The 25,624-nt window shown below is 68.6% G+C and carries 27 protein-coding genes; 9 read left to right on the top strand and 18 right to left on the bottom strand.

Annotated features, from left to right (window positions below):
- Positions 1–45 precede the first annotated feature (45 nt).
- Positions 46–1,371, bottom strand: coding sequence for a nitrate/nitrite transporter (locus ACFWH5_RS09185; RefSeq protein WP_378834148.1), 1,326 nt, complete (start codon positions 1,369–1,371; stop codon positions 46–48).
- A gap of 96 nt (positions 1,372–1,467) precedes the next feature.
- On the opposite strand from ACFWH5_RS09185, the gene ACFWH5_RS09180 reads away from it, so the two are divergent.
- Positions 1,468–2,550 (top strand): DNA polymerase IV, encoded by a 1,083-nt coding sequence (locus ACFWH5_RS09180; RefSeq protein WP_378834146.1) that lies wholly within the window; start codon positions 1,468–1,470, stop codon positions 2,548–2,550.
- 9 nt (positions 2,551–2,559) lie between these two features.
- Here ACFWH5_RS09180 and ACFWH5_RS09175 read toward each other — a convergent pair whose 3' ends face one another.
- Complete coding sequence (locus tag ACFWH5_RS09175) at positions 2,560–3,117, bottom strand: GNAT family N-acetyltransferase (RefSeq protein WP_378834144.1); 558 nt, start codon at positions 3,115–3,117, stop codon at positions 2,560–2,562.
- 97 nt (positions 3,118–3,214) lie between these two features.
- On the opposite strand from ACFWH5_RS09175, the gene ACFWH5_RS09170 reads away from it, so the two are divergent.
- The gene (locus ACFWH5_RS09170) at positions 3,215–4,804 is read left to right on the top strand and encodes a bifunctional phosphatase PAP2/diacylglycerol kinase family protein (RefSeq protein WP_378834143.1); all 1,590 of its coding nucleotides are present in this window, start codon (positions 3,215–3,217) and stop codon (positions 4,802–4,804) included.
- Positions 4,805–4,813: 9 nt separating this feature from the next.
- Here the strand turns inward: ACFWH5_RS09170 and ACFWH5_RS09165 are convergent, their stop codons facing one another.
- Both ACFWH5_RS09165 and ACFWH5_RS09160 read right to left on the bottom strand, forming a co-directional pair.
- Positions 4,814–5,260, bottom strand: a complete 447-nt coding sequence (locus ACFWH5_RS09165) for a GNAT family N-acetyltransferase (RefSeq protein ID WP_378834141.1) — start codon at positions 5,258–5,260, stop codon at positions 4,814–4,816.
- A gap of 138 nt (positions 5,261–5,398) precedes the next feature.
- The gene (locus tag ACFWH5_RS09160) at positions 5,399–5,899 is read right to left on the bottom strand and encodes an HIT family protein (RefSeq protein ID WP_378834140.1); all 501 of its coding nucleotides are present in this window, start codon (positions 5,897–5,899) and stop codon (positions 5,399–5,401) included.
- Positions 5,900–6,364: 465 nt separating this feature from the next.
- Here ACFWH5_RS09160 and ACFWH5_RS09155 point away from each other — a divergent pair, with 465 nt between their 5' ends.
- Positions 6,365–6,874, top strand: coding sequence for a hypothetical protein (locus ACFWH5_RS09155; RefSeq protein ID WP_378834139.1), 510 nt, complete (start codon positions 6,365–6,367; stop codon positions 6,872–6,874).
- A gap of 246 nt (positions 6,875–7,120) precedes the next feature.
- Here ACFWH5_RS09155 and ACFWH5_RS09150 read toward each other — a convergent pair whose 3' ends face one another.
- The 4 genes from ACFWH5_RS09150 to ACFWH5_RS09135 all read right to left on the bottom strand — a co-directional run bounded on the left by ACFWH5_RS09150 (position 7,121) and on the right by ACFWH5_RS09135 (position 10,556).
- Positions 7,121–7,312: a hypothetical protein gene (locus ACFWH5_RS09150; protein WP_378834138.1), complete on the bottom strand. Its 192-nt coding sequence runs from the start codon at positions 7,310–7,312 to the stop codon at positions 7,121–7,123.
- Between the two features lie 81 nt (positions 7,313–7,393).
- On the bottom strand, positions 7,394–7,696 hold the full coding sequence (locus ACFWH5_RS09145; protein WP_378834136.1) for a hypothetical protein: 303 nt from the start codon (positions 7,694–7,696) through the stop codon (positions 7,394–7,396).
- 42 nt (positions 7,697–7,738) lie between these two features.
- Positions 7,739–8,032, bottom strand: coding sequence for a methyltransferase domain-containing protein (locus ACFWH5_RS09140; protein WP_378834135.1), 294 nt, complete (start codon positions 8,030–8,032; stop codon positions 7,739–7,741).
- Between the two features lie 169 nt (positions 8,033–8,201).
- Positions 8,202–10,556 (bottom strand): ATP-binding cassette domain-containing protein, encoded by a 2,355-nt coding sequence (locus ACFWH5_RS09135; protein ID WP_378834134.1) that lies wholly within the window; start codon positions 10,554–10,556, stop codon positions 8,202–8,204.
- Positions 10,557–10,722: 166 nt separating this feature from the next.
- Here ACFWH5_RS09135 and ACFWH5_RS09130 point away from each other — a divergent pair, with 166 nt between their 5' ends.
- A complete protein-coding gene (locus ACFWH5_RS09130; RefSeq protein ID WP_378834133.1) occupies positions 10,723–11,313 on the top strand; it encodes an HdeD family acid-resistance protein in 591 nt (196 codons plus the stop codon).
- Between the two features lie 58 nt (positions 11,314–11,371).
- Here ACFWH5_RS09130 and ACFWH5_RS09125 read toward each other — a convergent pair whose 3' ends face one another.
- Entirely contained in the window at positions 11,372–12,136 is a 765-nt protein-coding gene (locus tag ACFWH5_RS09125) for an SDR family oxidoreductase (protein WP_378834131.1), read from the bottom strand.
- Between the two features lie 114 nt (positions 12,137–12,250).
- On the opposite strand from ACFWH5_RS09125, the gene ACFWH5_RS09120 reads away from it, so the two are divergent.
- From ACFWH5_RS09120 to ACFWH5_RS09105, 4 genes are all read left to right on the top strand, one after another.
- Entirely contained in the window at positions 12,251–12,724 is a 474-nt protein-coding gene (locus tag ACFWH5_RS09120; protein ID WP_378834129.1) for an NfeD family protein, read from the top strand.
- A 9-nt stretch (positions 12,725–12,733) separates the two neighbouring features.
- On the top strand, positions 12,734–13,657 hold the full coding sequence (locus ACFWH5_RS09115) for an SPFH domain-containing protein (RefSeq protein WP_378834128.1): 924 nt from the start codon (positions 12,734–12,736) through the stop codon (positions 13,655–13,657).
- Complete coding sequence (locus tag ACFWH5_RS09110; RefSeq protein ID WP_378834127.1) at positions 13,654–14,424, top strand: glycerophosphodiester phosphodiesterase family protein; 771 nt, start codon at positions 13,654–13,656, stop codon at positions 14,422–14,424. The genes ACFWH5_RS09115 and ACFWH5_RS09110 overlap by 4 nt, the downstream gene beginning before the upstream one ends.
- A 124-nt stretch (positions 14,425–14,548) precedes the next feature.
- A complete protein-coding gene (locus ACFWH5_RS09105; RefSeq protein WP_378834126.1) occupies positions 14,549–14,932 on the top strand; it encodes an RNA polymerase-binding protein RbpA in 384 nt (127 codons plus the stop codon).
- A gap of 1 nt (position 14,933) precedes the next feature.
- Here the strand turns inward: ACFWH5_RS09105 and lnt are convergent, their stop codons facing one another.
- Genes lnt through ACFWH5_RS09060 form a run of 9 tightly spaced genes read right to left on the bottom strand, consistent with a single transcriptional unit; the run spans position 14,934 to position 24,678 of the window.
- Positions 14,934–16,490 carry an apolipoprotein N-acyltransferase gene (gene lnt / locus ACFWH5_RS09100; protein WP_378834124.1) on the bottom strand — a complete coding sequence of 519 codons (1,557 nt, stop codon included), beginning with the start codon at positions 16,488–16,490 and terminating at the stop codon, positions 14,934–14,936.
- Between the two features lie 3 nt (positions 16,491–16,493).
- Positions 16,494–18,962, bottom strand: a complete 2,469-nt coding sequence (locus ACFWH5_RS09095) for a DEAD/DEAH box helicase (protein ID WP_378834123.1) — start codon at positions 18,960–18,962, stop codon at positions 16,494–16,496.
- Positions 18,959–19,723: a twin-arginine translocase subunit TatC gene (tatC, locus tag ACFWH5_RS09090; protein ID WP_378834122.1), complete on the bottom strand. Its 765-nt coding sequence runs from the start codon at positions 19,721–19,723 to the stop codon at positions 18,959–18,961. Before tatC ends, ACFWH5_RS09095 begins: the two co-directional genes overlap by 4 nt.
- Positions 19,724–19,777: 54 nt before the next feature.
- Positions 19,778–20,053, bottom strand: coding sequence for a twin-arginine translocase TatA/TatE family subunit (locus ACFWH5_RS09085; protein WP_378834120.1), 276 nt, complete (start codon positions 20,051–20,053; stop codon positions 19,778–19,780).
- 40 nt (positions 20,054–20,093) lie between these two features.
- Positions 20,094–21,077 (bottom strand): helix-turn-helix transcriptional regulator, encoded by a 984-nt coding sequence (locus tag ACFWH5_RS09080; protein WP_378834119.1) that lies wholly within the window; start codon positions 21,075–21,077, stop codon positions 20,094–20,096.
- Positions 21,074–22,069, bottom strand: coding sequence for a helix-turn-helix transcriptional regulator (locus ACFWH5_RS09075; protein ID WP_378834117.1), 996 nt, complete (start codon positions 22,067–22,069; stop codon positions 21,074–21,076). Before ACFWH5_RS09075 ends, ACFWH5_RS09080 begins: the two co-directional genes overlap by 4 nt.
- Complete coding sequence (locus tag ACFWH5_RS09070) at positions 22,066–22,977, bottom strand: hypothetical protein (protein ID WP_378834116.1); 912 nt, start codon at positions 22,975–22,977, stop codon at positions 22,066–22,068. Before ACFWH5_RS09070 ends, ACFWH5_RS09075 begins: the two co-directional genes overlap by 4 nt.
- A 10-nt stretch (positions 22,978–22,987) precedes the next feature.
- Positions 22,988–23,998: a tRNA (adenine-N1)-methyltransferase gene (locus ACFWH5_RS09065; RefSeq protein WP_378834114.1), complete on the bottom strand. Its 1,011-nt coding sequence runs from the start codon at positions 23,996–23,998 to the stop codon at positions 22,988–22,990.
- Positions 23,995–24,678 carry an HAD family hydrolase gene (locus ACFWH5_RS09060; RefSeq protein WP_378834113.1) on the bottom strand — a complete coding sequence of 228 codons (684 nt, stop codon included), beginning with the start codon at positions 24,676–24,678 and terminating at the stop codon, positions 23,995–23,997. Before ACFWH5_RS09060 ends, ACFWH5_RS09065 begins: the two co-directional genes overlap by 4 nt.
- Before the next feature lie 81 nt (positions 24,679–24,759).
- Between ACFWH5_RS09060 and ACFWH5_RS09055 the strand changes: the two genes are divergently transcribed.
- Positions 24,760–25,602 carry a PAC2 family protein gene (locus ACFWH5_RS09055; RefSeq protein WP_378834111.1) on the top strand — a complete coding sequence of 281 codons (843 nt, stop codon included), beginning with the start codon at positions 24,760–24,762 and terminating at the stop codon, positions 25,600–25,602.
- Positions 25,603–25,624: the final 22 nt, after the last annotated feature.

Raw genomic sequence — 25,624 nt, 5'->3', positions numbered from 1 at the left:
GCAGCGTTCGGAGATGCGCGGCTCGCGCATCTCCGAAGTGACCGCTCAGCGCGGCCGCCGCTCCGGATCGAGCCCCATCCGGATGCGTGTGCGTTTGCGCTCGACGATGATGAACACGGCTCCCAGCAGCCACAGCGGCACCTGGGTGAGGAAGGCGAGCCGGAACGCGTCGAGAGAATACGTGTCCGGCGTTCCCGCACCCTGCAGGTCGAGAGTGAGCCCGATGAGGAAGATCGCGATGAGGGCGGCGAGGAATCCGCCCGCATTGGTGAGCCCTGTGGCCGTGCTCAGCCGGTGGGCGGGATTGTGCGTCCGGGCGTGGTCGAACGCGATCATGGATGCGGGGCCGCCGGCGGCCAGCGCGACCACCAGCAGGATCAGCAGCCACGAGGGAGCGGGTCCCGGCCAGGCGATCACGATGATCCATGCGACGAGCTGGATGGCGACGGTGGGCAGCACCAGGCCGAGCGAGCGGCGGGTCGGGATGCGTCGGGACAGCTCGCCGAGCAGCGGGCCGAAGCCCATGCCGGCGACGACGAAGAGCGAGAGCACTCCGGCGGCCGCTGCCGTCGAGAGCCCTTCCGCAGCGGTGAGGAACGGCATGCCCCAGAGCAGCACGAACGCCGTGCCGGCGAACGGGGTCGTGAAGTGCGACCAGAACGCGAGCCGCGTACCAGGGTGCGCCCACGCGGCTCGGATGCCGACGCCGGTGTCGATCGCCGAGGTGACCACCTTGACCACGCCCGTCTCGGTGTTCACGGTGACGTCGGCGGCCCGCTCGGGCGGGCGGTTGCGGATCAGCGCCCACACGAGGATCGCGAAGAGCACACCCAGGCCGGCGATGCTGCCGAATGTGATGGTCCACGTCGTCGCATGCAAGAGGGCGGCGACCGGGACGAGCGCCACGAGCTGGCCCAGCTGACCCAGCTGACCGGTGAGCTGCATCATCATGGGCCCCCGCTGCGCGGGGAACCAGGTCGCGACCAGCCGCAGCGCCGCAGGGAAGACGGCCGCGTCCCCGGCGCCGAGGAACACGCGCGCCATGAGGGCGATGCCGATGCTGGGGGAGAGGGCCATGACGAGCTGCCCCAACGCCATCAGGACCATGCCGATGGCCATGATCGGCCGTGAGCCGTGGCGGTCGAGCAGCACCCCGATGGGGATCTGCATTCCGCCGTAAACGGCGAGCTGTACCACGGCGAACAGCGACAGAGTGGCGGCATCGGCCTGGAAGCGCTCGGCCGCATCCACCCCGACAGCGCTGAGCGACGCTCGGTTCGCGATCGCTAGGATGTAGGCGGCGACGGCGACGGACCAGATCAGCCACGCGCGCCAGCCCGGCGTCGAGCGCAGCGGCGGGGAGAGTGTCACGGTCCCACGGTAGTCCTGGACGCGACGTGCACACGCGATGAGCCTCGTGAGTCGGCGGGGCTTCCGGACGCGGCTGCCCCACGGCACACTCGAAGGATGAGCTCCGCCTCCTGGGTGTTGCACGTCGACATGGATCAGTTCATCGCGGCGGTCGAGGTGCTGCGCCGCCCCGAGCTGGCCGGACGCCCGATCATCGTGGGTGGTCGCGGCGATCCGACCGAGCGCGCGGTGGTGTCCACGGCATCGTACGAAGCGCGTCAGTACGGCATCGGATCGGGGATGCCGCTGAAGATCGCCGCGCGAAAGGCGCCCGAAGACGCCGTGTTCCTTCCGGTCGACCATGAGGCGTATGAGGCGGCATCCGACGACGTGATGAGCGCCTTGCGCGTCATTCCGGGTGTGGTGCTCGAGGTGATCGGCTGGGACGAGTGCTTTCTGGGTGTCACGACCGACCAGCCGGAGGTGGCCGCCCGGGAAGCGCAGCGCTCGGTGTTCGACGCGACCGGTCTGCGGTGCTCCGTCGGCATCGGTGACAATAAGGTGCGCGCGAAGATCGCCACCGGGTTCGGCAAGCCCGGGGGAGTGTTCCGGCTGACCGAGCACAATTGGTTCGACGTGATGGGCGAACGCTCCACCCGGGAGCTGTGGGGCGTCGGCGCGAAGATCGAGAAGCGGCTCTCGGCGCGCGGCATCACGACGGTGCGCGAACTCGCGGATGCCGACCGCGGCGAGATGCAGCGCGAGTTCGGGCCCAAAATGGGTGCCTGGTATCACGGACTGGGCTCAGGGATCGGCCCCGCGGTGGTCGACGACACACCCTGGGTCGCACGCAGCCACAGCCGCGAGACGACCTTTCAGCAGAACCTGACCACGCAGGCCGAAGCGGAGGCGGCGATTCGTGACCTGGCCGAACAGGCCTTCGCCGACTGCGCGGCCGAAGGACGACCGGTGACCCGGGCGCATCTCAAGGTGCGATACGCCCCGTTCGAGACGAAGACGATCGGGCGGAAGCTGCCGCGGCCGACCATGGATCGCGGCGAGTTCGTGGATGCGGCGCTCGCGCTCGGGCAGATGCTCGACCGTACGCGCGAGGTCCGCCTGCTGGGTGTGCGTGCCGAGATGACGATGCCCGCAGCAGCCGACCCAGTCGAGCGCACCCCGATGCGCGGCAGGATCTGACCGGCGAGGTCAGCTGCTGGTCGGTCGATCTGAATGGATGAGGGAGAAGACGGCGAGGTCCACGCGCCCGGCATCCGTGAATCCCGCACTGCGAGCGACTCCCTCAGGCACGAAACCCGCGCGAGCGGCCGTTCGCAGGGAGCCGACGTTCTCGGTTGCGATGCGCAGTTCGACACGCTCGAAGCCCAGCTCGCTGATGACCCAGTCGGCGACGCGCCGCACCGCGGTCGACATGACGCCGCGCCCGCGATGGGCCGTGGCGGTCCAGTAGCTCAGCTCCAGGGTGCGTGCACGCCAGTCGACCCGTTTCGCGTCGATGCTCGCGACCAGCGCGTCACGATCGCGTACTCCGAGAACGAAACCCCGGCCCGACTCGCGCAGTTCCCTGGAGGTGGTCGTGCACCAGGACTCGGCCAGATCCATCGTGTACGGCGAGGGCAACGGCAGCCAGCGGCGCAGTTCAGCATCCGCGAAGGCGTTGACGAGTGCCGGTGCGTCTGAGACCGTGAGCGCTGACAGCGTCAGACCCGTGGGGGTCTTGAGCGTCGCATCGGGAAAGCTGGGCACGGTTCCATCCTGCACCAGCCATGACGGGCGGAGTCGTCGCGCACGTCGGAGCCGGGTCGGCTCCTCCCTCATCAGTCCACAGGGCTACGCTCGGAAGATGGGGCTGACCGCGCATCCGTTCATCGCCTTACGCCGCGTGCGCATCCTGCCGCGGTGGGTGCGGCGGGCGGACGCCCGGGCGTCCACGGCGATCAATGGTCACCGACATCTTCCGAGCCTCGACCGGGCGCTTGCTCGACTCTCACACCTGGCGGACCGCAGCCGACTGTGGATCGGCATCGCCCTCGCTCTCTACGCGATCGGAGGAGCGGCGCGGCGCGGTGCGGTGCGTGGGGTCGCGTCGCTCGTCGTCGGCAGCGCCCTGGCCAATCTCGTCGGAAAGCGGATCTTCGGCGGCGATCGGCCGGTGCTCAAGGACGTGCCGGTGCCACGACGGCTCAAGAAGACGCCGACGTCGGCGTCCTTTCCGTCAGGGCACTCCGCCTCTGCGGCCGCTTTCGTCACGGGAGTCGCCCTCGAGTCCCGCCGCAGCGGCGCGATCCTCGCACCGCTCGGTGCGACCGTGGCGTACTCGCGTCTGCACACCGGAGCCCATTGGCTCTCCGACGTCGTCGGGGGAGTGGCGCTCGGATCGGCCATCGCTATCGTCGGCCGGATGCTGTTGCCCGCGCCCAGCAGAAGGGAACCGCAGCGTTCCGCACCCGCGGTCGACCTGCCGGCGCTGCCCGAGGGTACGGGAGCGTTCATCCTGGTCAACACCTCATCGGGTATCGATCCGTTGCGTCCGGAGCCTTGGACCTTCCTCTCGGAGGCACTGCCGGGCGCCGTGATCCGCCTCCTCGAGGAGGGTGATGAAATTGCTGAGGTGATTCGCGCCGCGCTCGCGTCGGCGATGCCCCCTCGCGTGCTCGGCGTTTGGGGAGGCGATGGCTCGGTCGCAGCCGCCGCGGACGCGGCTCGGCGTGCCGGTCTTCCGCTGCTGATCTTTCCCGGAGGGACCTTCAACCACTTCGCCCGCACAGCTGGCGCGCCGACGATCGACGATGCCGTCGACGCGCTGCGCTCGGGTGCCGGCCGTCGCGTCGACATCGCCGAGCTGACGATCGGCGAGGGCGAGCCCTTCACCGTGCTCAATGCGGCATCCGTCGGGGTCTACCCGGACTTCGTCGCGGAGCGCGAGTCGATGGAGAAGCGTCTCGGCAAACCGATTGCGGCGTTCGTCGCGGCCGCGAGAGTGCTCGCACGCGCCGTGGCGATCGATGTCCGCGTCGACGGGCGCCCCGCCAGAGTCTGGTCGGTGGCGGTCGCGACCGGGGAGAACTCCTCGACCTCCATGGTGCCGCTGCAGCGTCGACGCCTCGACGACGGCGTGTTGGACGTGCGAGTGCTGCATGCTCGAGGCCGCATGCCGCGACTGCGTGGACTGGTCGCCCTGGCTTTCGGCATGCGGGCCTCGGCCATGCTGGATCGCGTTCCCGGGCGCGCCCGTCTGGCCACGATCGAAGCCTTCACCGCGAGACAGGTGCGCATCCAGGCACGGACCAGGGCGTCCGAACCCATCGCTTTCGCGCACGACGGGGAGGTCACACCGACCGCATCCGACGACCGCGCGGCGTCGGCGATCGTCACCATCCTGCCGGGCGGTCTGGACGTCTATGGCCTGCCGGTGCCGAGCAGACCCGCCTGATCGCGCTCGTCAGCGGTCCGACGTCGGGGTGTATCGCAGGACGTTCGTGTCGCGAGGCTGGAACCCGATCGATTCGTAGAGGCGAAGCGCTGACTCGCGTGACGGGCGAGAGGTGAGATCGAGCGTGCGCAGACGGCGCCGGTCGGATTCGTCGATGATCGCTTCGAGTAGCAATCGCGCAACGCCTCGTCCGCGGACCTGATGATCCACGACGACGTCCTCGACGATCCCGCGCCAGCCGGTGACGAGGGGGAAGATCACAAGCGTCGCCATCCCGATGACGCGCTCCGCGTCGCGGGCGACGAAGAGGTCCACTCCCGGTGTCGCGAGCATCATCTGCACGCGAGACGGCTCGAAGGTGGCCGTCGATGACAACTGCGCGAGGAGTGCCTCGATCCGGGCGAGGTCGCCGGCTGCCAGGCTCTCCGCGATCGTGATCTGTATGGCGGCCTTCACATTCGAGAGCCTAGGCGACGGGGGAGCGGCGTTGTTACGTCCGAGGAAGGACCGACGTCTCATCAAGCAGACCATGGGCGGCGGTGACCGCGGTTTGAGCGCCGGCGCAGGGGAGTGGTGTGGTCTCTCGCGCGCGAGTCAGTTGTCGAACGTGTACGGCAGCCGTAGTGCACGGCGCAGCTTCAGTGCGTACGGCTCACGATCGGCAGGAGAGAACCACCCGGACTCGTCGTGCCGAAGATAGAGACGATCGTTCTCGTGGCGGGGAAAGACGTGCACATGGAGATGCCAGACGTCCTGATCGCCACCCGGTTCGTTGTGCTGCCGGATCGAAGTACCGTCGCATCCGTAGGCGGAACGCATGCTCGTGGCGACGCGCTGCACGAGGTCCCACACAGCGAACCCGTCTGCCGCCGAGATGCCATAGATGTTCTCCACGTGCACGCGGGGGATCACGAGAACCGCGCCGTGATTGCCCGGCCACCACTTAGGGGCGACGCGCGCATAAGCACGTTCCGTGACAGCGATGATGTCGGATGCCGCGTTCCGCTCGTCGAACAGTCCCTGCTGAAGCCTGCAGAACGGGCAGGAGTAGCCCTCTGGTTCATGCGTGGTCGGAAGCACAGAAGATTGTCCCACGCGAGGAGGGGATTCTCGCGTGTGCTGTCCCGGTGGACCGGCGAATGCGGGGGAGACGGCCGCCCTCTTATGATGAGGAAATGACGGCCCTCGAGGGAAGAGGCTCCTCAGTCCGGCCGACTGCGGCCATGCTGGTCGGGATTCTGATCATGATACTGCTCGCGCTCATCGCGGTCGGCTTGGTCCCTGCACTCGCGTGAGAGAGGACCGACCCGACTCCGCGACTCAACTGGTTCGTGGAGGTGCTGGTCTTCTGCTGGTGATCCTGTGTCGCCGCTTTCCAACAGCTCGTAGTCACTTGGTGGCGTTTCGATGACGTCGTTCAACCCGGAGGCGGCCCGGTGGGCGCCCCAGTCGTGGGGATCGGGACGGTCCGCAGCCCCCACAGCAACGCGGTGCGATGGGGAGCGCGCAGGTGATGCGCGGCTTCCTCGCCTCCGCGGGGCGAACTCGTATGATCGAGACGTGAGCACAAACGGCGCCGCGAACGTGTCAACCGCTGTCGATGGGGGCACCTCGCGGCCAGCGGTCGACCTTCGGACATTGACGATCGCTCAGTTCTTTGTGGGTGGGTTCGTATTGTTCGTAGCGGCCGTGATCGTGGGGACCGGCATGATCGCCTCAGGGGTCGGCGGCAACAAGTATGACGGAGCCATGTCGCTCATCGGAATCGCCATCAGTGGCGTGTTGGTCGCGGTACCATCGATGGTCCTCGCAATAGTCATCGGATTGCCGATTCGACTCGTTCCGGCGCTTCGGTCTCGGTGGCTCGCGAACGGCGCGATCACGGTGGCCGGCGCGGTCGTTGGATTCATCGCTCTAATCGGAATCACCGCAGCGCTGGCCGTGAGCGCGGGGGAGGGCGGCGCGTCCGCAGCCGCGGTACTTTGGGGACTTTTGGCCATTGCTTGGGGCGTGTTTGCCCTCTCCGTCGCGCATTTCGTGTGGCCGGTCCAATGGTCACGAGGCAGGTGAAGGCCAGCCCCTACGAGATTTAGAGGCAGTTCACACCGACCAGCTGCCGCTGGCTGTCGTGTGTCTCCCCACTCAAGATCGCAGGTCGCGCCAGGTAACCGGGGAGAGGACCCGCCAGTCACCACATGTGCACAACCTGCAGAACATGCGAGTTGTCAGACTTCAATCTGACATAATGTGCATTATCGGATTACTCACGCGTAGTCCTCGACGCAGCGTGTTCGCCGGACAGCGCCTCGACGCGACCTACCGATCGTGCTCTCCGCGGCTGACCGCCCCGCGACGGTGATCGGTGACGTCGGGCTGCGCCCGCAGCACGTCGGCGATCGCCTCCTCGGGCCTCGGCGCCACCGTCTCATCTTCCTCGAGCTCTGGAACGCTGCTCTCACCGGGCTCGGGTACGTGATGCTCGGTGGGCTGGTTGTTCGGGACATCCATGGCCGGCTCCTTCCGTCAGAGACATTCACAGCGTAGATCGGGATCCCTTCGGCGGCACTCCGATCCCAACCGCAGGCGACGTCAGACTCTGCCGACTCCGATCAAGTGCGCACTGAAGTCACGGATGCCGGGCACAGCCTCGGCGGCGCGCGCCAACTCCAGCGCCGCTTCCGTCACTCCGGCATCCGCTTCGGCGATGCCTTCCAGGTACAGGCCCGCCGGACCCTCCAGGCCGACGACGGACACGTCGGAAAGCCCGGCTTCCTCGAGCTCGGCATGGAGCTCTTCGGCCGTGTGATAATGCCCCGCCGGGAATCGCATGCCCGAGACGGGCCTCCCTTCGGTGATGAGCGCCGCCCATTCCCCCGGCAGCTCCTGCGGCATCTCTCGGACGAGCGCGACCTTTCCGAACGCGATATATCGCGACTAGCCGGCGGCGAGCACGTGTCCACCGGTTCGAACGACGCGATGGGCTTCACGCAGCGCAGCGCGCCGATCCGTGCTCGACGCGAGGTGATAGAGCGGCCCCAGCAACAGCGCGGCGTCGAAGGCGGCGTCCGCGAACGGCAGCTCACGGGCGTCGGCGACGGATGCGCGCACCCCGGCGCCTGCGCCTGCTCCACGTGCCGCGGAACCGGGTCGATCAGGGCGACATCGTATCCGCCATCCCGCAGTGCGAGCGCGTGCACGCCGGCTCCTCCGCCGATGTCGAGGATGCATCCCTCGGGCACATGTCTGCGGATGATCTCCTGCGTGCGGGCGAACTCGAGCGGTCCCTGCGCGGAGCGGCTGGTCAGCCTGAACTCCTCGTCGAAGATCTCGCCGTAGTAGGTCTGGATCCGCTCATCGATCTCGGGTTGATCGGTGCCCATCGTTAGCTCTCCCCCGTTCAGCCGGCCACGTACTCGGCCAGATGCTGACCCGTCAACGTCGATGCCGCATCCACGAGATCGGCAGGCGTGCCCTCGAACACGACACGTCCGCCGTCATGACCTGCCCCGGGGCCGATGTCGATGATCCAGTCGGCGTGAGCCATCACCGCCTGGTGATGCTCGATGACGATCACGGTCTTGCCGTCATCGACCAGCCGGTCGAGCAGTCCGAGGATCTGTCGGACGTCCGCCAGGTGCAGACCGGTGGTCGGCTCGTCCAACACGTAGACGTCGCCCTTCTCCCCCATCTGGATGGCGAGCTTGACGCGCTGCCGTTCACCGCCGGACAGGGTCGACAGCGGCTGACCCAGGGAGAGGTAACCGAGACCGACGTCCTCCAGCCGCCCGAGGATCGCCGCCGCCGCGGGGATCTTCGCCTCCCCTGACGAGAAGAACTCCCGTGCCTGCGCGACCGGCAGATCCAGCACCTCGGTGATGTCGAGCCCGCCGAGCTTGTAGTCGAGCACCGCGGCCTGGAAACGCTTACCCCCGCAGTCCTCGCACGGCGTCTCGATCGAGTCCATGAATCCGAGCTCGGTGATGATCACGCCGGCGCCCTTGCATGTCGGGCAGGCGCCCTCGGAGTTGGCGCTGAACAGCGCCGGCTTCACGCCGTTCGCCTTGGCGAAGGCCTTGCGGATCGGCTCGAGCAGTCCCGTATACGTGGCAGGGTTGCTGCGTCTTGATCCCTTGATCGCGCTCTGATCGATCGAGACGACGCCCTCGCGTGGGGCCACCGAGCCATGGATCAGCGAGCTCTTGCCGGAACCCGCGACTCCGGTCACCACGGTGAGCACGCCGGTGGGGATGTCGATGTCCACGTCCTGCAGGTTGTTGGCGTTTGCCCCGCGCACCTCGATCGCGCCGGTCGCGTCGCGCACCGTGGGCTTCAACGCCGCACGGTCATCGAGGTGCCGGCCGGTGAGCGTGCCGCTGGCACGCAGACCGTCGAGCGGCCCCTCGTAGCAGATCTCGCCACCTTTGCTGCCGGCGGCGGGACCGAGGTCGACGACATGATCGGCGATCGCGATCGCCTCGGGTTTGTGCTCGACGACGAGCACCGTGTTGCCCTTGTCTCGCAGTTCGCGCAGCAGTCCGTTCATCCGCTGGATGTCGTGCGGATGCAGCCCGATGGTCGGCTCGTCGAAGACGTAGGTGACGTCGGTGAGCGAGGACCCGAGATGGCGGAGCAGCTTGATGCGCTGCGCCTCTCCCCCGCTCAGCGTTCCCGACGGCCTGTCGAGGCTCAGATACCCCAGACCGAGCGTCACGAACGCGTCGAGATTGGCGCTGAGCGCCTTCAGCAGCGGTCCGGCTTCGGCCAGATCCAGTCCGCGTACCCACGCGGCCAGGTCGGTGACCTGCATCCGGCACGCGTCGGCGATGCTGATCCCGGCGATCTTCGATGACCGCGCGCCCTCGGTCAGCCGGGTCCCCTCGCACTCCGGGCAGGTGGCGAAGGTCGCGACGCGCTCGACGAAGCGCCGGATGTGCGGCTGCAGGGCGTCGAGGTCCTTCGACAGCATCGCCTTGGTGATCTTCGGGATCAGGCCCTCGTAGGTCATGTTGATGCCCGAGATCTTGACCTTCGTCACTTCGCCGTAGAGGAAGAGGTGCCGCTGCTTCTCGGTGAACTGCGCGATCGGCTTGTCGGCCGGGTAGAAGCCGGACTGCGAGAACCCCTTCACCATCCAGCCGTCGGCCGTGTAACCGGGCACCATGATCGCGCCCTCGTCGAGGGACTTGGTCTCGTCGACGACCTGCGTGAGGTCGATGTCCGACACCGCTCCCCTGCCCTCGCACCTCGGGCACATCCCGCCCAGATAGATCGCATCCTTGACGATCTTCTTCTCGCCGCCGGGGCCGGTCATCACGCCGCTGGCCTTCTGCGTCGGGATGTTGAACGAGAACGCGGTGGGGCCGCCGATGTAGGGCTTACCCAGCTTGGAGAAGAGGATGCGCAGCATCGCGTTCGCGTCTGTGACGGTGCCGACGGTCGAGCGAGGGTTCGCGCCGAGGCGCTCCTGGTCGACGATGATGGCGGTGGTGAGGCCCTCGAGCACGTCGACATCCGGCCGCGGGACGGACGGCATGAACCCCTGCACGAAGGCGCTGTACGTCTCGTCGATCATGCGGCGGGACTCGGCCGCGATGGTGTCGAAGACGAGCGAGCTCTTGCCCGATCCCGACACTCCGGTGAACACGGTGAGGCGCCGTTTGGGCAGCTCCACGCTCACGTTCTTCAGGTTGTTCTCCCTGGCGCCTTCGACGCGGATGGCGTCGTGGCCGTCGGCCGGATGCGGTGCAGGCATGGCGGGTCACTCCTGGTCGTTGACGATGGATGCAGATGAGAGGTTAGCGTCACACGCGCCCGTGAGGAGCGCACGCGCCGACGCAATGCGTCTGTCCCTCGATCGTGGCAGTCACGGTGGCACAGCGCTATCCTGAGCGCGAACTCGATCGAGAGAAGGGCTGATCATGACCGATGTGCTCGCTGAGGCGAAGGGCTTCGTCCGCCCCGTCAGGATCTTCCTGGCGGTGTCGGGCGCACTGGCATTGACAGCCGGGCTCGTGCTGCTCATCTGGCCGGCGAAATCCGCGGTCATCGTCACGGGCATCTTCGCCTCGTACCTGATCGTCGGCGGGTTGGTGTACATCGGCCTCGGCATCTTCTCCGGCAACGGGGGCGGCTGGGCGCGCGCAGGCCACATACTGCTGGGGCTGCTCTACATGGCGACGGGAATCATCGCGTTCGCCAACCTACCGGCGGCGACCGTCACGTTCGCCCTGGTCGTGGCCGTCTTCATCGGCGTCAGCTGGATCGTCGACGGCTTCGTCGCTCTCAGCCTGCTCGGTGCCGACGCCTCCAAGGCGTGGACGCTGCTCTACGCCGTGCTGGGAATCGTGGCCGGCGTGATCGTGCTCTTCTCGCCTCTGTACGCGGCCACCGTGCTCTGGATCCTGCTGGGGGCGTCGCTCGTGGTGCTGGGTGCTCTGCAGCTGGTGCGCGCCCTGACGATGAAGCGCGATACCGAGCAGATCGATCCACTTGCGGGCGAGATCGTCTGATCCACTCATGCGAAGAGCCGGCCCCGTCGATCGCGACGGGGCCGGCTCTTCGCAGGGATCACTCGGTGACGAAGTCCGAGGTGTCTCCGATCAGGCGGGTGTTGTCGGCCGGCACCGGGTCGACGGCGGCCTTCGCGACCTCGGCGGCGAACTCGGCGACGTTGTAGAGCTTGCCGGCGGATTCGCGGCGGCCGGCGATCGCTCCCGGGTTCGCGCGCTCGAGCAGTGTGGCGGTGATGGTGCCCTCGATCATGTCGCCCGACACCACGGTGAAGCCGATGCCCTTCTCGGCGAGCTCGGGCACCAGCTCGCGCAGAGCATCCTCGCCCGCGCGCTTGGACTTCGCGACCGGCTCGTACTCGGGCATGGTCGGGGTGGTGCGGATGAAGTGCGCCTGGTGGCTGGTCACGAACACGACGCGCGAACCGTCGCCGAGCAGCGGCTCCGCCGCCTTCAGCGCGCCGACCTGCGCGTCGCGGTTGAGCGTGAGCGCATAGTCCTCGGCCACTCCCGACTCCATGCCCCCCGACGCGTTCAGCACGAGGATGTCGAGGCGCCCGAACTCCTGCCGGACGGCGTCGAACATCGCCGCCACGGATGCGGAATCGGTGAGGTCCGCGCCGACGACGAGCGCGCGCACGCCGAGCTCACGGATCTGGGCCGCCAGCTTCTCGGCACGCGGCGCCTTGTTGCGGAAGTTGATGACGACATCCGCGCCGGCCTCGGCGAAGTAGCGGACGGTGTCGGCGCCGATGCCACGCGACGAGCCGGTGACGAGCGCCACCTTGCCGTCGAGGGCTCCGGCCGGGAGAACCTGGGTCATTCCTGACTCCTCGTGATGCGCGGACATCGCCCGGATGGCGACACCCCACCCTACAACGCCGGCACCCGGCGACCGGCGGCGGACGCCCGTGGTAGGTTGACCGCAGGAGGGCGCATGGACGGTTTCGCGACATTCGTCGAAGGCATCGAGCAGTGGGCCTGGATCGGCTGGCTGGTGCTGATCGCGGTCTTCCTCGTGATCGAGATGCTCACGCTCGATTTCACCTTTCTGATGCTCTCGCTGGGCAGTGCGGCCGGCCTCATCACCGACCTCGTCGGCCTTCCGCTCTGGGCGCAGGTCATCATCGCCGCCGCCGCGGCCGCCGCCTTCATCTTGTTCCTGCGTCCCCCGCTCCTGCAGCGGCTTCGCCGTGGTGAGGATCCGACCAAGTCCAACGTCGATGCGCTGATCGATCTGCGTGGCACCACGTTGCAGGACGTCACCCAGATCTCGGGTCAGGTGAAGCTCAGCAACGGCGACACCTGGACCGCACGCGCCCTCGACGGCGTGCCGATCCCGCAGGGCAGCAGGATCGCGGTCTCCGAGATCCAGGGTGCCACCGCCATCGTCCGACCCGTCGCCGAATAGGAGCATCCGATGGACGACTCGTTCCTTCCCGCCGCGATCGCCTGGATACTCGCGATCGCCGTCATCATCTTCGTGCTGGTGACACTTGCGCGCTCGATCCGGATCATCCCGCAGGCCACGGCAGGTGTGGTGGAGCGGCTGGGCCGGTACCACAAGACCCTCACGCCGGGCCTGAATCTGCTGGTGCCGTTCATCGACCGCCTCAGGCCGTTGATCGACATGCGGGAGCAGGTGGTCTCCTTCCCGCCGCAGCCTGTCATCACCGAGGACAACCTCGTCGTCTCCATCGACACGGTGGTCTACTTCCAGGTGACGGATGCGCGCGCCGCGACCTACGAGATCGCGAATTACCTCGGGGCCGTCGAGCAGCTCACCACCACGACGCTGCGAAACGTCGTCGGCGGGCTCAACCTCGAAGAGGCCCTGACCAGCCGCGACAACATCAACGGTCAGCTGCGTGTCGTGCTCGACGAGGCGACCGGCAAGTGGGGCATCCGCGTCTCACGAGTGGAGCTGAAGGCCATCGATCCGCCCGTGTCCATCCAGGACTCGATGGAGAAGCAGATGCGCGCCGAGCGTGAGCGTCGCGCGACGATCCTGACCGCCGAGGGGTCCAAGCAGTCGCAGATCCTCGAAGCGGAGGGCCAGCGCCAGGCTGCGATCCTCAAGGCCGAGGGCGACAAGCAGGCCGCCGTGCTGCGTGCGCAGGGTGAGGCCGAGGCGATCCAGAACGTGTTCACCGCAATCCACCAGGGGCAGCCCGATGACAAGCTGCTCGCCTACCAGTACCTGCAGATGCTGCCGAAGATCAGCGAGAGCCAGTCGAGCAAGCTCTGGATCATCCCCAGTGAGCTCACCGAGGCGCTGAAGGGCATCGGGACCGCATTCACGCCCCGTCCTGGCGCGGCGACGGATCCACAGCACCTCGAGTGACGCATCCGTACTTCGCCGGCACACGGCACCCTCGAGTCCTCGCCCACCGCGGGCTGATCCCCGCGCCGGATGAGGACTCCTCGGTCTGGGAGAACAGCGCCGCGGCGTTCGCGGCGGCCCACGCCGCCGGCGCCGAGTACATCGAGACCGACTGCCGGGTCACCGCCGACGGAGACGTGGTGCTGTTCCACGACGAGACGCTCGAGCGGTTCACCGGCGAGGCGCGGTCGGTGTCCGCCGTCCGCACGACCGAGCTGCGCACACTGTTCGAAGAGCACGGTGGACTGCTGACGGTCGCGGAGGCGCTGAATCTCTTCCCCGACATCCGGTTCAACATCGACGTGAAGACGGATGCGGTCGCGGCGCCGATCGGACCGCTCATCGCCGCGCACACCGACCGGGTGCTGCTCACCAGCTTCTCGGACCGCCGTCGCCGCCGTGCCGTCGACTCCGCCCTGCGCGCCGGCGCCGCTCTGCCACCCGCGATCTCCGGCGGTCGCGGGACGATCATGCGGCTGCGTGCCGCATCCGGCGTGCGCCTCTCCCCCGCGCGGATGCTCGCCGGCCTCGACGCCGTGCAGATTCCGGAACGCCACCGGGGCATCCGAGTGCTCACTCCCGCCCTGCTGCGGGTCGCGCACGTCCACGGCGTTGAGGTGCACGTGTGGACGGTGAACGAACCGGACGACATGCGCCGCCTCGTCGGTGCCGGCGTCGACGGCATCGTCACCGACCGTGCGGATGTCGCCGTCCAGACGCTCACCTGAGCGCAGCTCGTCGAGGAAAGCGTTGCCCCTGGGATTCCACTGTGAAAAGAGCGTGGTTCTCTTCTGTGTGGATGAAGCGCACAGGCGCGGGCGTTATACCTGACAGCGACGAGAGGACCACACAATGGCAGATCGCAGCCTTCGCGGCATCCGACTGGGTGCCCAGAGCCTTCAGAGTGAAGAGGGCGTCGTGTTCATGGAGCGACGCGCCACCACGTACAAGTGCGCGACGTGCGGACACGACACCACCCTGATGTTCGCCGCCGATGCTGAGCCTCCGCAGACCTGGGAATGCCGCACGTGCGGCGGCGAGGCTCTGCTTCAGGTCGACGGCGAGTCCGTCACCCTCGACGACACCGAGGAGAAGTCCGCCCGATCCCACTGGGACATGCTGCTCGAGCGCCGCACCCGCGCCGAGCTCGAGGAGCTGCTCGAGGAGCGGCTCGCCTACGTCCGCGCACGTCGCGGCGCCGGCGAGGACCCGACCCGCGAGCGCATCGGCGCCTGAATCACCGTCGTCGGCGCGCCGCCATCCCGGCGGCGGCGAGGGTGACGAGTCCCCCGAGCATCAGCGCCGACTGAACCCAGGGCCCCAGCAGGACGCCCGCCGTGAGGCCGGAGCGAAGCTCGACATCTTCGAGCAGAGCTCCGGCCTCATTCGCGTCCAGGCTCGCGACGGTCGACCCGTCGGGACGCATGATCTGGCTCGTCCCCACGGTGGACACGTTCACGACGCTGCGACCCGTCTCGATCGCGCGCATGCGCGCGAACGCCAGCTGCTGCAGATTCTCGTCGGTGCCGCGGAAGTCGGCGTTGTTGGTCTGGAACACCAGCACCTGAGCTCCTGCGCCGACCCCCTCGCGGATCACCTCGTCGTAGATCACGTCGAAGCAGATCGCCAGCCCGACGCCGACGCCGTCCACCGTCACCATGGGAGCATCGCTGCCTGGCGTGTACTCCCGGGTGAGCAGGCCCACCAGATCCGGCGCGAGCGCCTGGAAGAAGGCGCGGTCCGGCACGTACTCGCCGAACGGCACCGGATGCCGCTTGTCGTGCGACTGCCCCGTCGTCCCGTCCTGCGTCCACAGGAACGAGGTGTTGAAGATGTCGTCGCCGCGCTCGGTCGCCGTGTTCGCCAGCAGCGGCGCGTCCACGCGAGCGGAAACGCGCGTCAGCCGGCGGGCGGTCACCGCATCCTGGAACGGGTCGTAGTCCACGCCACCCTCCGGCCACACCAGCAGGTCGATGTCCTCGCCCACCAGCGGCGCAGTGGCCTCCGTCTGCGCGTCGATCACGCCGTAGGGCTCCCGCTCGTCGAAGAAGCCCGTGGTCCCGTTGCCCTGCACCGCACCGATGCGCATGCTGCCGGCGGACGCCGTCGGGAAGGCGGGTGTGAGAAGCAGCACGAGCACCGTCACCCCCGGTGCCACGAGCGCGACCGGGCGTCGCCACCCGGCGGCGCGCACCAGCTCGATGATCATCGCCACCGCGACGACCATGAGAAAGCTCAGTCCGCTCACCCCCAGCCACGAAACCACCGGCGCCGCCGGGCTCTCCGACTGGGTCATGCCGAGGCGCGCCCACGGAAACCCGCCGTACGGCCAGTTTCCGAGGAACAGCTCGTGGGTCGTCCACAGCGCGCCGATGACGACGGGCAGCAGCACCTTCCGCGCCCGGGGCCAGGCACGGGGGATCCAGCGGTACGCGAGCGCGATCGGCACGAGCGCGACGGAGGTCAGTGCCGCCTCGGCACCGGACAGACCCAGCCATGGCACGGCACCCAGGTAACGCGTCGCCCAGAAGACGAGCAGCGGATAGAACACCGCTCCATAGACGGCCGAGACGAGGATGGCGCCTCCCACGCGCCGGCCGTCGAGTGCGAGCAGCAGCAGACCCACCGCCACGAAGGCGAGCGGCCAGAGACCGACCGACGGGAACGCGAGATCCATCAGCACACCGGCCAGGGCAGCGCTCAGCACCGCCGCCCAGAGCGGCAGTCTCGGCGGCGGCAGGGGCACCGCGGCGGTCCGCGGGCGCGGCTCAGCCGCGGCGCGGCGGATCAGCATCCGTCACACCCCCGAATAGGCGACGATGCCGCGCCGCACGCCGTCGAGCGCGCGGCGTGCCGTGCGCGCCAGCGCGTCGTCCTCCGCCACGATCGACAGCTGATCCAGCAGGTCGATGGTCTGCTTCGCCCAGCGCACGAAGTCGCCGGCCGCCATGTCGGCGTCGATCAGCACCCGGTCGAGCGATCCGCCGCGCGCCCAGGAGTGCATGGCGGCGGCGAGGCCGGGAGCCAGCGGCTCGGTGCGCGGCAGCGAATGCGCGTCTTCGAGCTCGTCGAGTTCCGCCCACAGCCGGGTGGTCGCGTCGTACGCGATGCGGAACGCGCCGCGCGGCAGGCCCCGCTCCCCCGCGCTCTGCTCATCGCGGCGGGGCTCGTACACCAGGCAGCACGCCATCGCCGCCAGCGACGGCGCATCCAGCGTGCGCCACAGGCCCCCGCGCAGTGCCTCGGCCACGAGCAGGTCGCGTTCGCCGTAGATCCGCCGCATCGTGCGCCCGGCATCCGTCAGCTCCAGGCCGTCGCCGGCGCCGGAGACGTAGTCCACGATCTGGAGCACGTCGATCACACGATCGAAGGTGCGCGCCACCGTGCCGGTGCGCTTCTCGATCTGCTTGCGGATGCGGTCGGTGTCGCGCTTCAGACTGAAGTAGCGCTCGGCCCAGCGGGCATGGGCCTCGCGATCAGGACACCGGTGACAGGCGTGCCGCTGCATCCGGGTGCGCAGCTGCTGGATCTTCTTCAGCCTCTTGTCGCGGGCGGCGCGCGGTCCGGCGTCGCGGCGGTTCTTCTTCTCGAGATCGCTGAGCTCACGGCGGATCGCGGCGTAGTCGAGGAAGTCTCCGTGATCGCAGTGCATGGCCTTCAGATAGCCGTTCAGCGACTCCTCCGCGTCGCGCACCTTGCGGGCCAGGCCGACCACGGCGCGATCGGCCTGGAACTGCGCGAACGACGACTCGAGGATCTCGCGCGCCCTGGCGCGCCCGAACCGGTCGATGAGGTTGACGGCCATGTTGTAGGTCGGGCGGAAACTGGAGTTCAGCGGGTATGTGCGCCGCGACGCGAGCGCGGCCACAGCCTGAGGGTCCATGCCCTCCGTCCATTGCACCACCGCGTGACCCTCGACGTCGATCCCACGACGGCCCGCGCGGCCGGTGAGCTGGGTGTACTCCCCCGAGGTGATCGCGACTCGCGCCTCGCCGTTGAACTTCTCCATCTTCTCCAGCACGACCGTGCGCGCGGGCATGTTGATCCCCAGCGCGAGCGTCTCCGTCGCGAACACGGCCTTGACGAGCTTGCGCTGGAAGAGCTCCTCGACGACCTCCTTGAACACCGGCAGCATGCCGGCGTGGTGGGCGGCGACACCGCGCTCGAGGTTGTCGCGCCATTCCCAGAAGCCGAGCACGTCGAGGTCCTCGTCCTGCAGCGCCGAGGTGCGTTCGGACACGACGGCGCGGATCTCCTCGCGCTCCTCGTGCGTCGTCAGGCGGATGCCGGCGCGACGCACCTGCTGCACTGCCGCATCACAGCCCACGCGGCTGAAGATGAAGAAGATGGCGGGCAGAAGGTTCGACCGCTCCAGCAGCTGCACCACGTCGGGACGGTCCATCCGCTCGATGCGGCGCATGTTCGCCGCCCGCACGGGCCGCCTGCCGCCGCGGGGCGGGCGCTGCGCCTGCCGACCGGCATGGCGGGCGCTGTTGTACGCCTGCGCGCGGCTGTTGCTCTCGTGGCGGAACCCCGACGAGCGGATGCGGAACAGCTCCTGGTTCACCTGGGCGGTCGCGATACCGGCGCGGTCGTCGAACAGCGGCAGCAGGTCATCGCGCACCAGCACGTGCTGCTCGAGAGGAACGGGCCGGGTCTCCGAGACGATGACGTCGGTGTCGCCGCGCACGGTGTCGAGCCAGTCGCCGAACTCCTCGGCGTTGGACACGGTCGCACTCAGGGAGATCAGCCGCACGTCGTGCGCCAGGTGCAGGATCACCTCTTCCCACACCGGACCGCGGAACCGGTCGGCGAGGTAGTGCACCTCGTCCATGACGACGTACCGCAGCCCGCGCAGTGCATCGGAGCCGGCGTACAGCATGTTGCGCAGCACCTCGGTGGTCATCACCACGATGCGCGCGTTGCCGTTGATGTTCGTGTCGCCGGTGAGCAGCCCGACCTGCCCTGGGCCGTACACGTCGACGAGCTCACGGAACTTCTGGTTCGACAGCGCCTTCATCGGCGTCGTGTAGAACGCCTTGTCGTTCGGCGTCTGCATGGCCAGGTGGATCGCGAACTCGCCGACGATCGTCTTGCCCGCGCCCGTCGGCGCGGCGACGAGCACGCTGCGGCCGCGCTCCAGTGCCTGACAGGCGTCGACCTGGAACGGGTCGAGCTCGAAGCGCTGCCTTTCGGCGAAGGTCCGCGTCTGAGGATGCTGCGACGCGGATCGCGCGGCGGCATAGCGCTCAGCCGGGGAACTCATGCCGTGGCGAGATCGGGATCGAGTCCGGCGGCGATCTGTCGTTTGCGCTTACGGCGGTCGAAGAAGATCGAGAGGAAGGCGGCGGCGAAATACAGCACGATCAGGATGCCGCCGAGCATCAGCATCGAGAAGATGTCAGCCGCCGGCGTGGCGATGGCCGCGAACAGCGCGGCGACCAGGATCGCGATGCGCCAGCCCTTCAGCATCGCCTTCCCGGTGATGACACCCGCCATGTTCAGCGCGACCATGAAGACCGGCAGCACGAACGAGATGCCGATGACGGTGATGAACTTCAGGATGAAGTCGTAGTACTGCTTCGAATCGAAGTAGTTCACGCCGCCGTCCGGCACGAAGTTCGACATCACCTCGATCACGTGCGGGGCGACGAGCACGGCGACGTATGCACCGCCGAAGAACAGCGGGATGGCGGCGCCCACGAACGCGACCGTGTACTTGATCTCCTTGCGGGTGAGTCCGGGCATGATGAACGCCCAGATCTGCCACATCCACACCGGTGCCGACAGCAGCAGTCCGATCGAGAACGCCATCCGCAGACGCAGGTCGAAGCCCGACGAGACGCCGGTGAACACCAGCTTGGCGTAGTCGGTGCCGTGCTGCTCGTCGAGGATCCGGATCGGCTCGGTGATGTACCAGATCACCGGGTCGGTCACGATGAACGCGATGACCATGCCGATGACCAGGCCGATCACCGCGATGATCAGGCGACGACGCGCCTCCCTCAGGTGCTCGCCGAGCGACATGCGTCGCTCGTGTCTCCCCTCGGGCGGCGCGCCGACGTTGAGTTCCGTCACAGCCTACGAGGCGCGCGGCGGCGTGTCCTGATCGGCAGGACGATCGACCGCGGGGGCTGCGGCACCGGTCGACGAGGCGCCCGTGCCCGTCGCTGACGCCTCAGTGCCGTTCGCCGGCGCATCGACGTCGTCGTCCTTCATGGCCTTCATCTCGCCCTTGAACACGCGAGCGGACTGGCCGATGCTCTTCGCCAGCGCCGGCAGCTTCGCCGCGCCGAAGAGAAGCAGGATGATGATCAGGATGATCCACAGGTGTGGTCCTGCGAAGAGATTGCCCATGGAGTGTCTCCTCTGGTGGGTGGGATTCGGTTCAGTCTACCTATACATCGGATGCATCGGACGCACGGTAGAGCGCGAGGCCGGCTTCGGCCCATTCACGGGTTGCGGCGCGCCCGACGGCGGGGTCGAGCACTTCGAGAGCGCCTCCGAAACGGCCGGCGATGCGCTTGATCGCGCGCGGATCCGCCATGCGCAGCCGCACCGTGAGCGAGCCGTCGGATCGTGACACCTCCTCGCGGGTGAAGCCGTCCAGCAGCGACGCCAGCCGCTCCGGAAGGCGCACCGTCACCCGACCGGTCTCCGCATCCTGCCCGAACCCCTCCGGCACCGGCACGTCACGATGGGTGATCGCGATGTCGGTCAGCTCGGGATCGCTCACCCGATCGAGGTGGAACGTGCGCATCGCCTGACGGAGATGACACCAGCCCTGCAGATACCACTGTCCGTTGGTGATGAGGATCTGCATCGGATCCACGGTGCGCTTCGTGGGCTCCGCGTCGGGCGCCTGATACGTGAAGCGCACGGCCACGCCTTCATGCAGCGCGCGGGACACCGCCGTCTGCACCTCGGTCACGGCGACCGGCGCCACGACCAGATCCGGCGGAGCGTCCGCCGAGCCCCGGGACAGCTTCGCCATCAGACCGGAGACCAGACCGGACTCCGAGACCGCCGGCACCGAGGCGACCATCTGCAGGCCGGCGAGGAGCGCCGCCGCCTCGCGGGCGGTGAATCGCGGCACGCGGCGAAGGGCGACATCGTTGGTGATCTCGATCACATCGTGCTCGTCGAGCAGATCCCAGTCGATGTCGAACATCTCCTGCGGCAGCTGCCAGTAGCCCGAATCCCCCGGCAGGCCGATGACGGTGAGCTTCTCGACCATCGATCGCATCTCGGACGGGGTCACGTCGAAGTCGGCCGCGGCCTCATCGAGCGTCACCTGTCCGCGTTCGATCAGATACGGCACCAGCGTGAGGTAGAGCCGCACGCGGTCGGCCGCGAGCAGGGGCTGCGGAGACGGTCTCACGGGGCACCTCCCTCGCCGGTGTGACGGTCGAGGATCGCCTGGAGGCGCTCCACGACGGCGGCTCTGAGCTCTTCCGGTTCGACCACGCGCACCTCCGGGCCGTACGACGCGAGCTCATCGGCGAAGATGTGCCGGTCGACGTAGGGCACATGGATGCCCTGCTTCGCGGGGGTCGCCCTGCGTCCCAGTCGCAGCGCAGCCTCGGTGCCCGGTGTCACCTCGAGCAGCGCCCGCTGCGACACCGCCACCGCGGTCAGCCCCGCGACGGCCCGTTCCGCGGCGCCGTCGCGCAGCGCGGAGTCGAAGGTCTGCCCGGTGACCTTCACGTCGCTGACGATCCGGCTCAACAGGAAGGTGCGATCGCTCTCCGCATCCAGGTCGTACCCGTACACGTGCCAGCGCGCCTCGTAATCGACCAGCGCGAGGGGGCGGATGCGGCGGCGGGTGGGCGCGGCATCCCCGGGCTTGAGGTAGTCGAACACGACGACCCGGCAGCGCTCGATGCCCGCCTGCAGAGCGGGGAACGCGGCATCCCGCGCGGTGATCCGCGGTGCGAAGCCGATGATCTGCTCTTCACCGTCGATTCCGAGCGCGCGGATCTTGCGCACACCGGACTGCGCGTCCGTCGACACCGACTCCGTGCTCCAGACACTGCCCGCGAGACGGAGCACGGCGAGCTCCGCGGCCGTGAACTCGATGTCGGCCGGCAGATCGTACTCGGCGAGCGGGATGCGGTAGCGGGCCTCTCGCAGATCCTGGGGGTCGGTCGGATCGCCGATCGTCTCGACCGGGATGCCGAGCGCGCGCAGCTCATCCTTGTCGCGCTCGAACATCTTCTCCAGAGCATCCGACTTGACCCCCGCTTCCGCGCGCTGCCGGTAGCCCGAGACGTTGTCGAGGATCTGCTGCTTGGTCAAGCCGATCTCCGTGGCCATCAGCGCCACGACGAGATTCGTCAGGCGCTCCTCCGCGGGGATCCGGACCGCTGTCATCCCTGGGTCAGCTCTTCCGGGATCACGCCGAGGATGTCGACGACGTAGGCCGTGGCGTCGGAGTCCTCGCCGGGGACGACGACGAGGAGCTGGGAGCCGACCGTCGCCTTCGTCATGGCTTCGACGACCTGCTCCGGCAGGCCGCTCGTGCTGGACGACACGTTCTGGCCCCAGGTGGACGTCGTCACGGAGCGATCGGCCCAGTCCACGGCGGTGAAGTGGAACAGCGGCACCGCAGAGCCGACCTCGTCGCCGTCGCCCTCGATCAGGGTCTGGACGACCACCTTCTTCGGGGCGGCCCCGTCAGGGATGATGATGCCGGGACGGCCGTCGGCGGCGCGCACGACCGTAGGCAGACCGCCGGCGTCGTTGAAGACGTCACGTCCCTCCGCCCTGGTGCGCAGCACCTCGTGCACGTCGAACACGCCCAGCAGGCTGTCGCCCTGCTGCAGGCCCACCTGCGCGGCCATGCCCTCGGGAAGACTCTTCGCCGGGATCGAGGCGACCACGCGGCTTCCCGCGGTCACGCACTCCAGGACTTGCCCCACTCCCGGCAGCTGCTCGGAGAGGCTCTCGGGGCTCCACAGGCCGACGCCCTGCTGCACGACGTCGCCGGTCGCGCCGTTGTAGAGGCCGAGGGTGATGATCGCGCTCTGCGTGTCGGACGCGACCGCACGGCCGTCTCCCTGGATGGCGTCGTCGTACGTGAGCTTCGCGGTGCGCACCGGCCTGGTCAGGTCGAGCGTCGGCGAGCCGATGTCACCGCGCACCGTCGCCGACGATTCGAGAGTGCTCGAACTCTCCCGCGGCGCGCAGTCCGGGCCGTCCGCCCCGGGCGCTGCGGTGCAGCCGGTCAGAGCGAAGGCGGCCAGGGCGATGGCAGAGAGAGCAGCGGTCGTTTTACGCACGCGCCCCAGTCTATTCCGATGCCCGCTCCCCCTCGCGCGACGCGGCGGCGATGCGCGCCCCGGATGCGGCCTTCTGCGCCTCGCGCACCCGCTTGCGAAGATTCTTGTCGGTGATCTCACGATCCCCGACCGCCCCCGGCGTCCACAGCTCGACGTCCTCGTCGCCATAGCTCGACTTCGATGCACGTCGGCGAACCTCCGGAGCCACGGCGCCCGGCGCGAGTCGACGCGCGGTGAGCAGGAAACCGGTGTGTGCGACCATGCGGTGGTCGGGCCGCACGGCGAGGCCTTCGACGTGCCAGCCGCGCACCATGGTCTCGGACGCGTCCGGGTCGGTGAACAGTCCGGTGCCGCGGATGTACTCGGCGACCCGGGAGAGCTGCGTCGCGGTCGCGATGTAGCAGATCACCACGCCGCCGGGCGTGAGCGCGTCCGCCACGGCGTCCATGCAGTCCCAGGGGGCGAGCATGTCGAGCACGACGCGGTCGACCGTCCCCGGTTCGAACTGCTCCGGCAGCTGCTCGGCCAGGTCGCCGACGATGACATCCCAGGTCGCGGGCGCCTCGCCGAAGAAGGTCTCGACGTTCGCCCTGGCGACCTCGGCGAAATCCTCACGACGCTCGAACGATGCGAGCCGCCCGTCGGCGCCGACAGCGCGCAGCAGAGCGAGCGACAGCGCGCCGGAGCCGACACCGGCCTCCACGACCGTCGCCCCGGGGAAGATGTCGGCCTGCATGACGATCTGTGCGGCATCCTTCGGGTAGACGATCGCGGCTCCCCGCGGCATCGACATGGCGAAGTCGCGCAGCAGCGGACGCAGCGCGAGGTAGTCATGGCCGGAGCTGTTGGTGACGACCGACCCGTCGGGCTGGCCGATCAGGTCGCGGTGGCGGAGCACACCGTGATGCGTGTGCAGCTCGCCGTCCGCGCGGAGGGTGATGGTGTGCAGCCGCCCCTTGGGGCCGGTCAGCTGCACACGGTCCCCTTCGCGGAACGGGCCGCTGGGCCGGTTCGCGCTCATCGTGCGGTCTCCATCGTGCAGCGTGCGTGCAGGTCGCGGATGTCGGATGCCGTGCGCCCTTCGAGCGTCGGCCACAGCTCGTGCGCGCCGGAGGCCTCCAGCGAGACGATGTGCGGCACCCCCAGGGTGACAGCGCCGGAGGCCAGTCCTGCGGTGACACCCGTGACCGAGTCCTCGATGACGACCGCGTCGCCGATCTGCACGCCGAGCTGCTCCGCCGCCTGCAGATACGGGTCGGCGAACGGCTTGGGACGGCGCACGTCGTCCCCGGCGACCACGAGGTCGAACGCGGTGAAGTCGATGAGGTCGACGACCTCCAGCGCCATCCGGCGCATCGACATGGTCACCAGGGCCGTGGGCACGCCGTTCTCCCGCAGGTCGGCGAGCAGGGCGCGTGCGCCGGGGCGGAAGGGCACACCTTCGGTGCGCAGCCGCGCGATGACGCGATCCGTCAGATGCTGCACGATCGACTCGGGATCCATGTCGACGCCGCGGGCACGGATGATGTTGGCGCTGTCGATCAGGCCCTCGCCCACCAGCTGCAGCGCGTCGTCGTGCGACCAGGTGCCGCCGTAGGACGCGATCAGCTCGGTCTCGGCCTGCATCCAATACGGTTCGGTGTCGACGAGAGTTCCGTCCATGTCCCACAGGACTGCGCTGGGTCTGATCACCGTACCCATGCTAGCCGGGGCGGCCGTGCCCAGCCTGCCGGCGAGGACTAGCCTGGAGGGATACCTCCGCACACGATCGGAAGGAGAGCGGTGGACGTTCTCGGCTCTCGCATCATCGTCGCCGCCTTCGACGGCTGGAACGACGCCGGCGAAGCGGCCAGCGGTGCCATCGCCGCGCTGCGCGCCTCGACCGACTACACGCGCGTGCACAGCGTGGACCCCGAGCTGTACTTCGACTACCAGTACACCCGCCCGGCGAGCCGGATGGACGCGACAGGACGACGCGAGCTGCACTGGCCGGAGGCCACCCTGTGGCGCCCGTCCTCCTCCGACGGCGGGACGGAGCTGTGGCTGCTGACGGGTTCGGAACCCGCACGGGCCTGGCAGGCCTTCGCCAACGAGTTCATCGACATCGCACTGCGCGACGACGTCAGCGGGTTCATCACCCTGGGGGCGATGCTGTCGGACGTCCCGCACACGCGGCCGATCTCCGTGTTCGCATCGAGCCAGAACGAGGCCATGCGCGAGGCGCACGGCCTGGAGAAGTCGACGTACGAGGGGCCCGTGGGCATCCTGAGCGTCTTCGACCATCTCGCCGAGCGCGTCGACATCCCGACGGCGAGCCTGTGGGCGAGCGTGCCGCACTACGTCGCGACCGCTGCCCCGTCGCCCAAGGCGACGCTCGCGCTGCTGGATCGGTTGGAGGAGCTCACCGGCGTCGGTCCGGCGCGAGAGCACATGCGCACCGAGGCGGCCGCGTGGGAGGCGTCCATCGATGCCGCCGCGGCCGAGGACGAGGACATGACCGAGTACATCCGCCAGCTCGAGCGCACCCGCGACACCTGGGACTCCCCCGATGCGTCGGGGGATGCGATCGCCCAGGCCTTCGAGCGCTACCTGCGTCGCCGCGGCGACGGGCCGGACAAGCGCTGAGCGACGCCCGCCCGCGGCTGGG

The sequence above is a fragment of the Microbacterium sp. NPDC058345 genome (genome assembly GCF_042723855.1).
Lineage (GTDB): Bacteria > Actinomycetota > Actinomycetes > Actinomycetales > Microbacteriaceae > Microbacterium.
The sequence above is the reverse complement of the archived record's forward strand: the minus strand, read 5'-3'. Positions and strand labels throughout refer to the sequence as shown.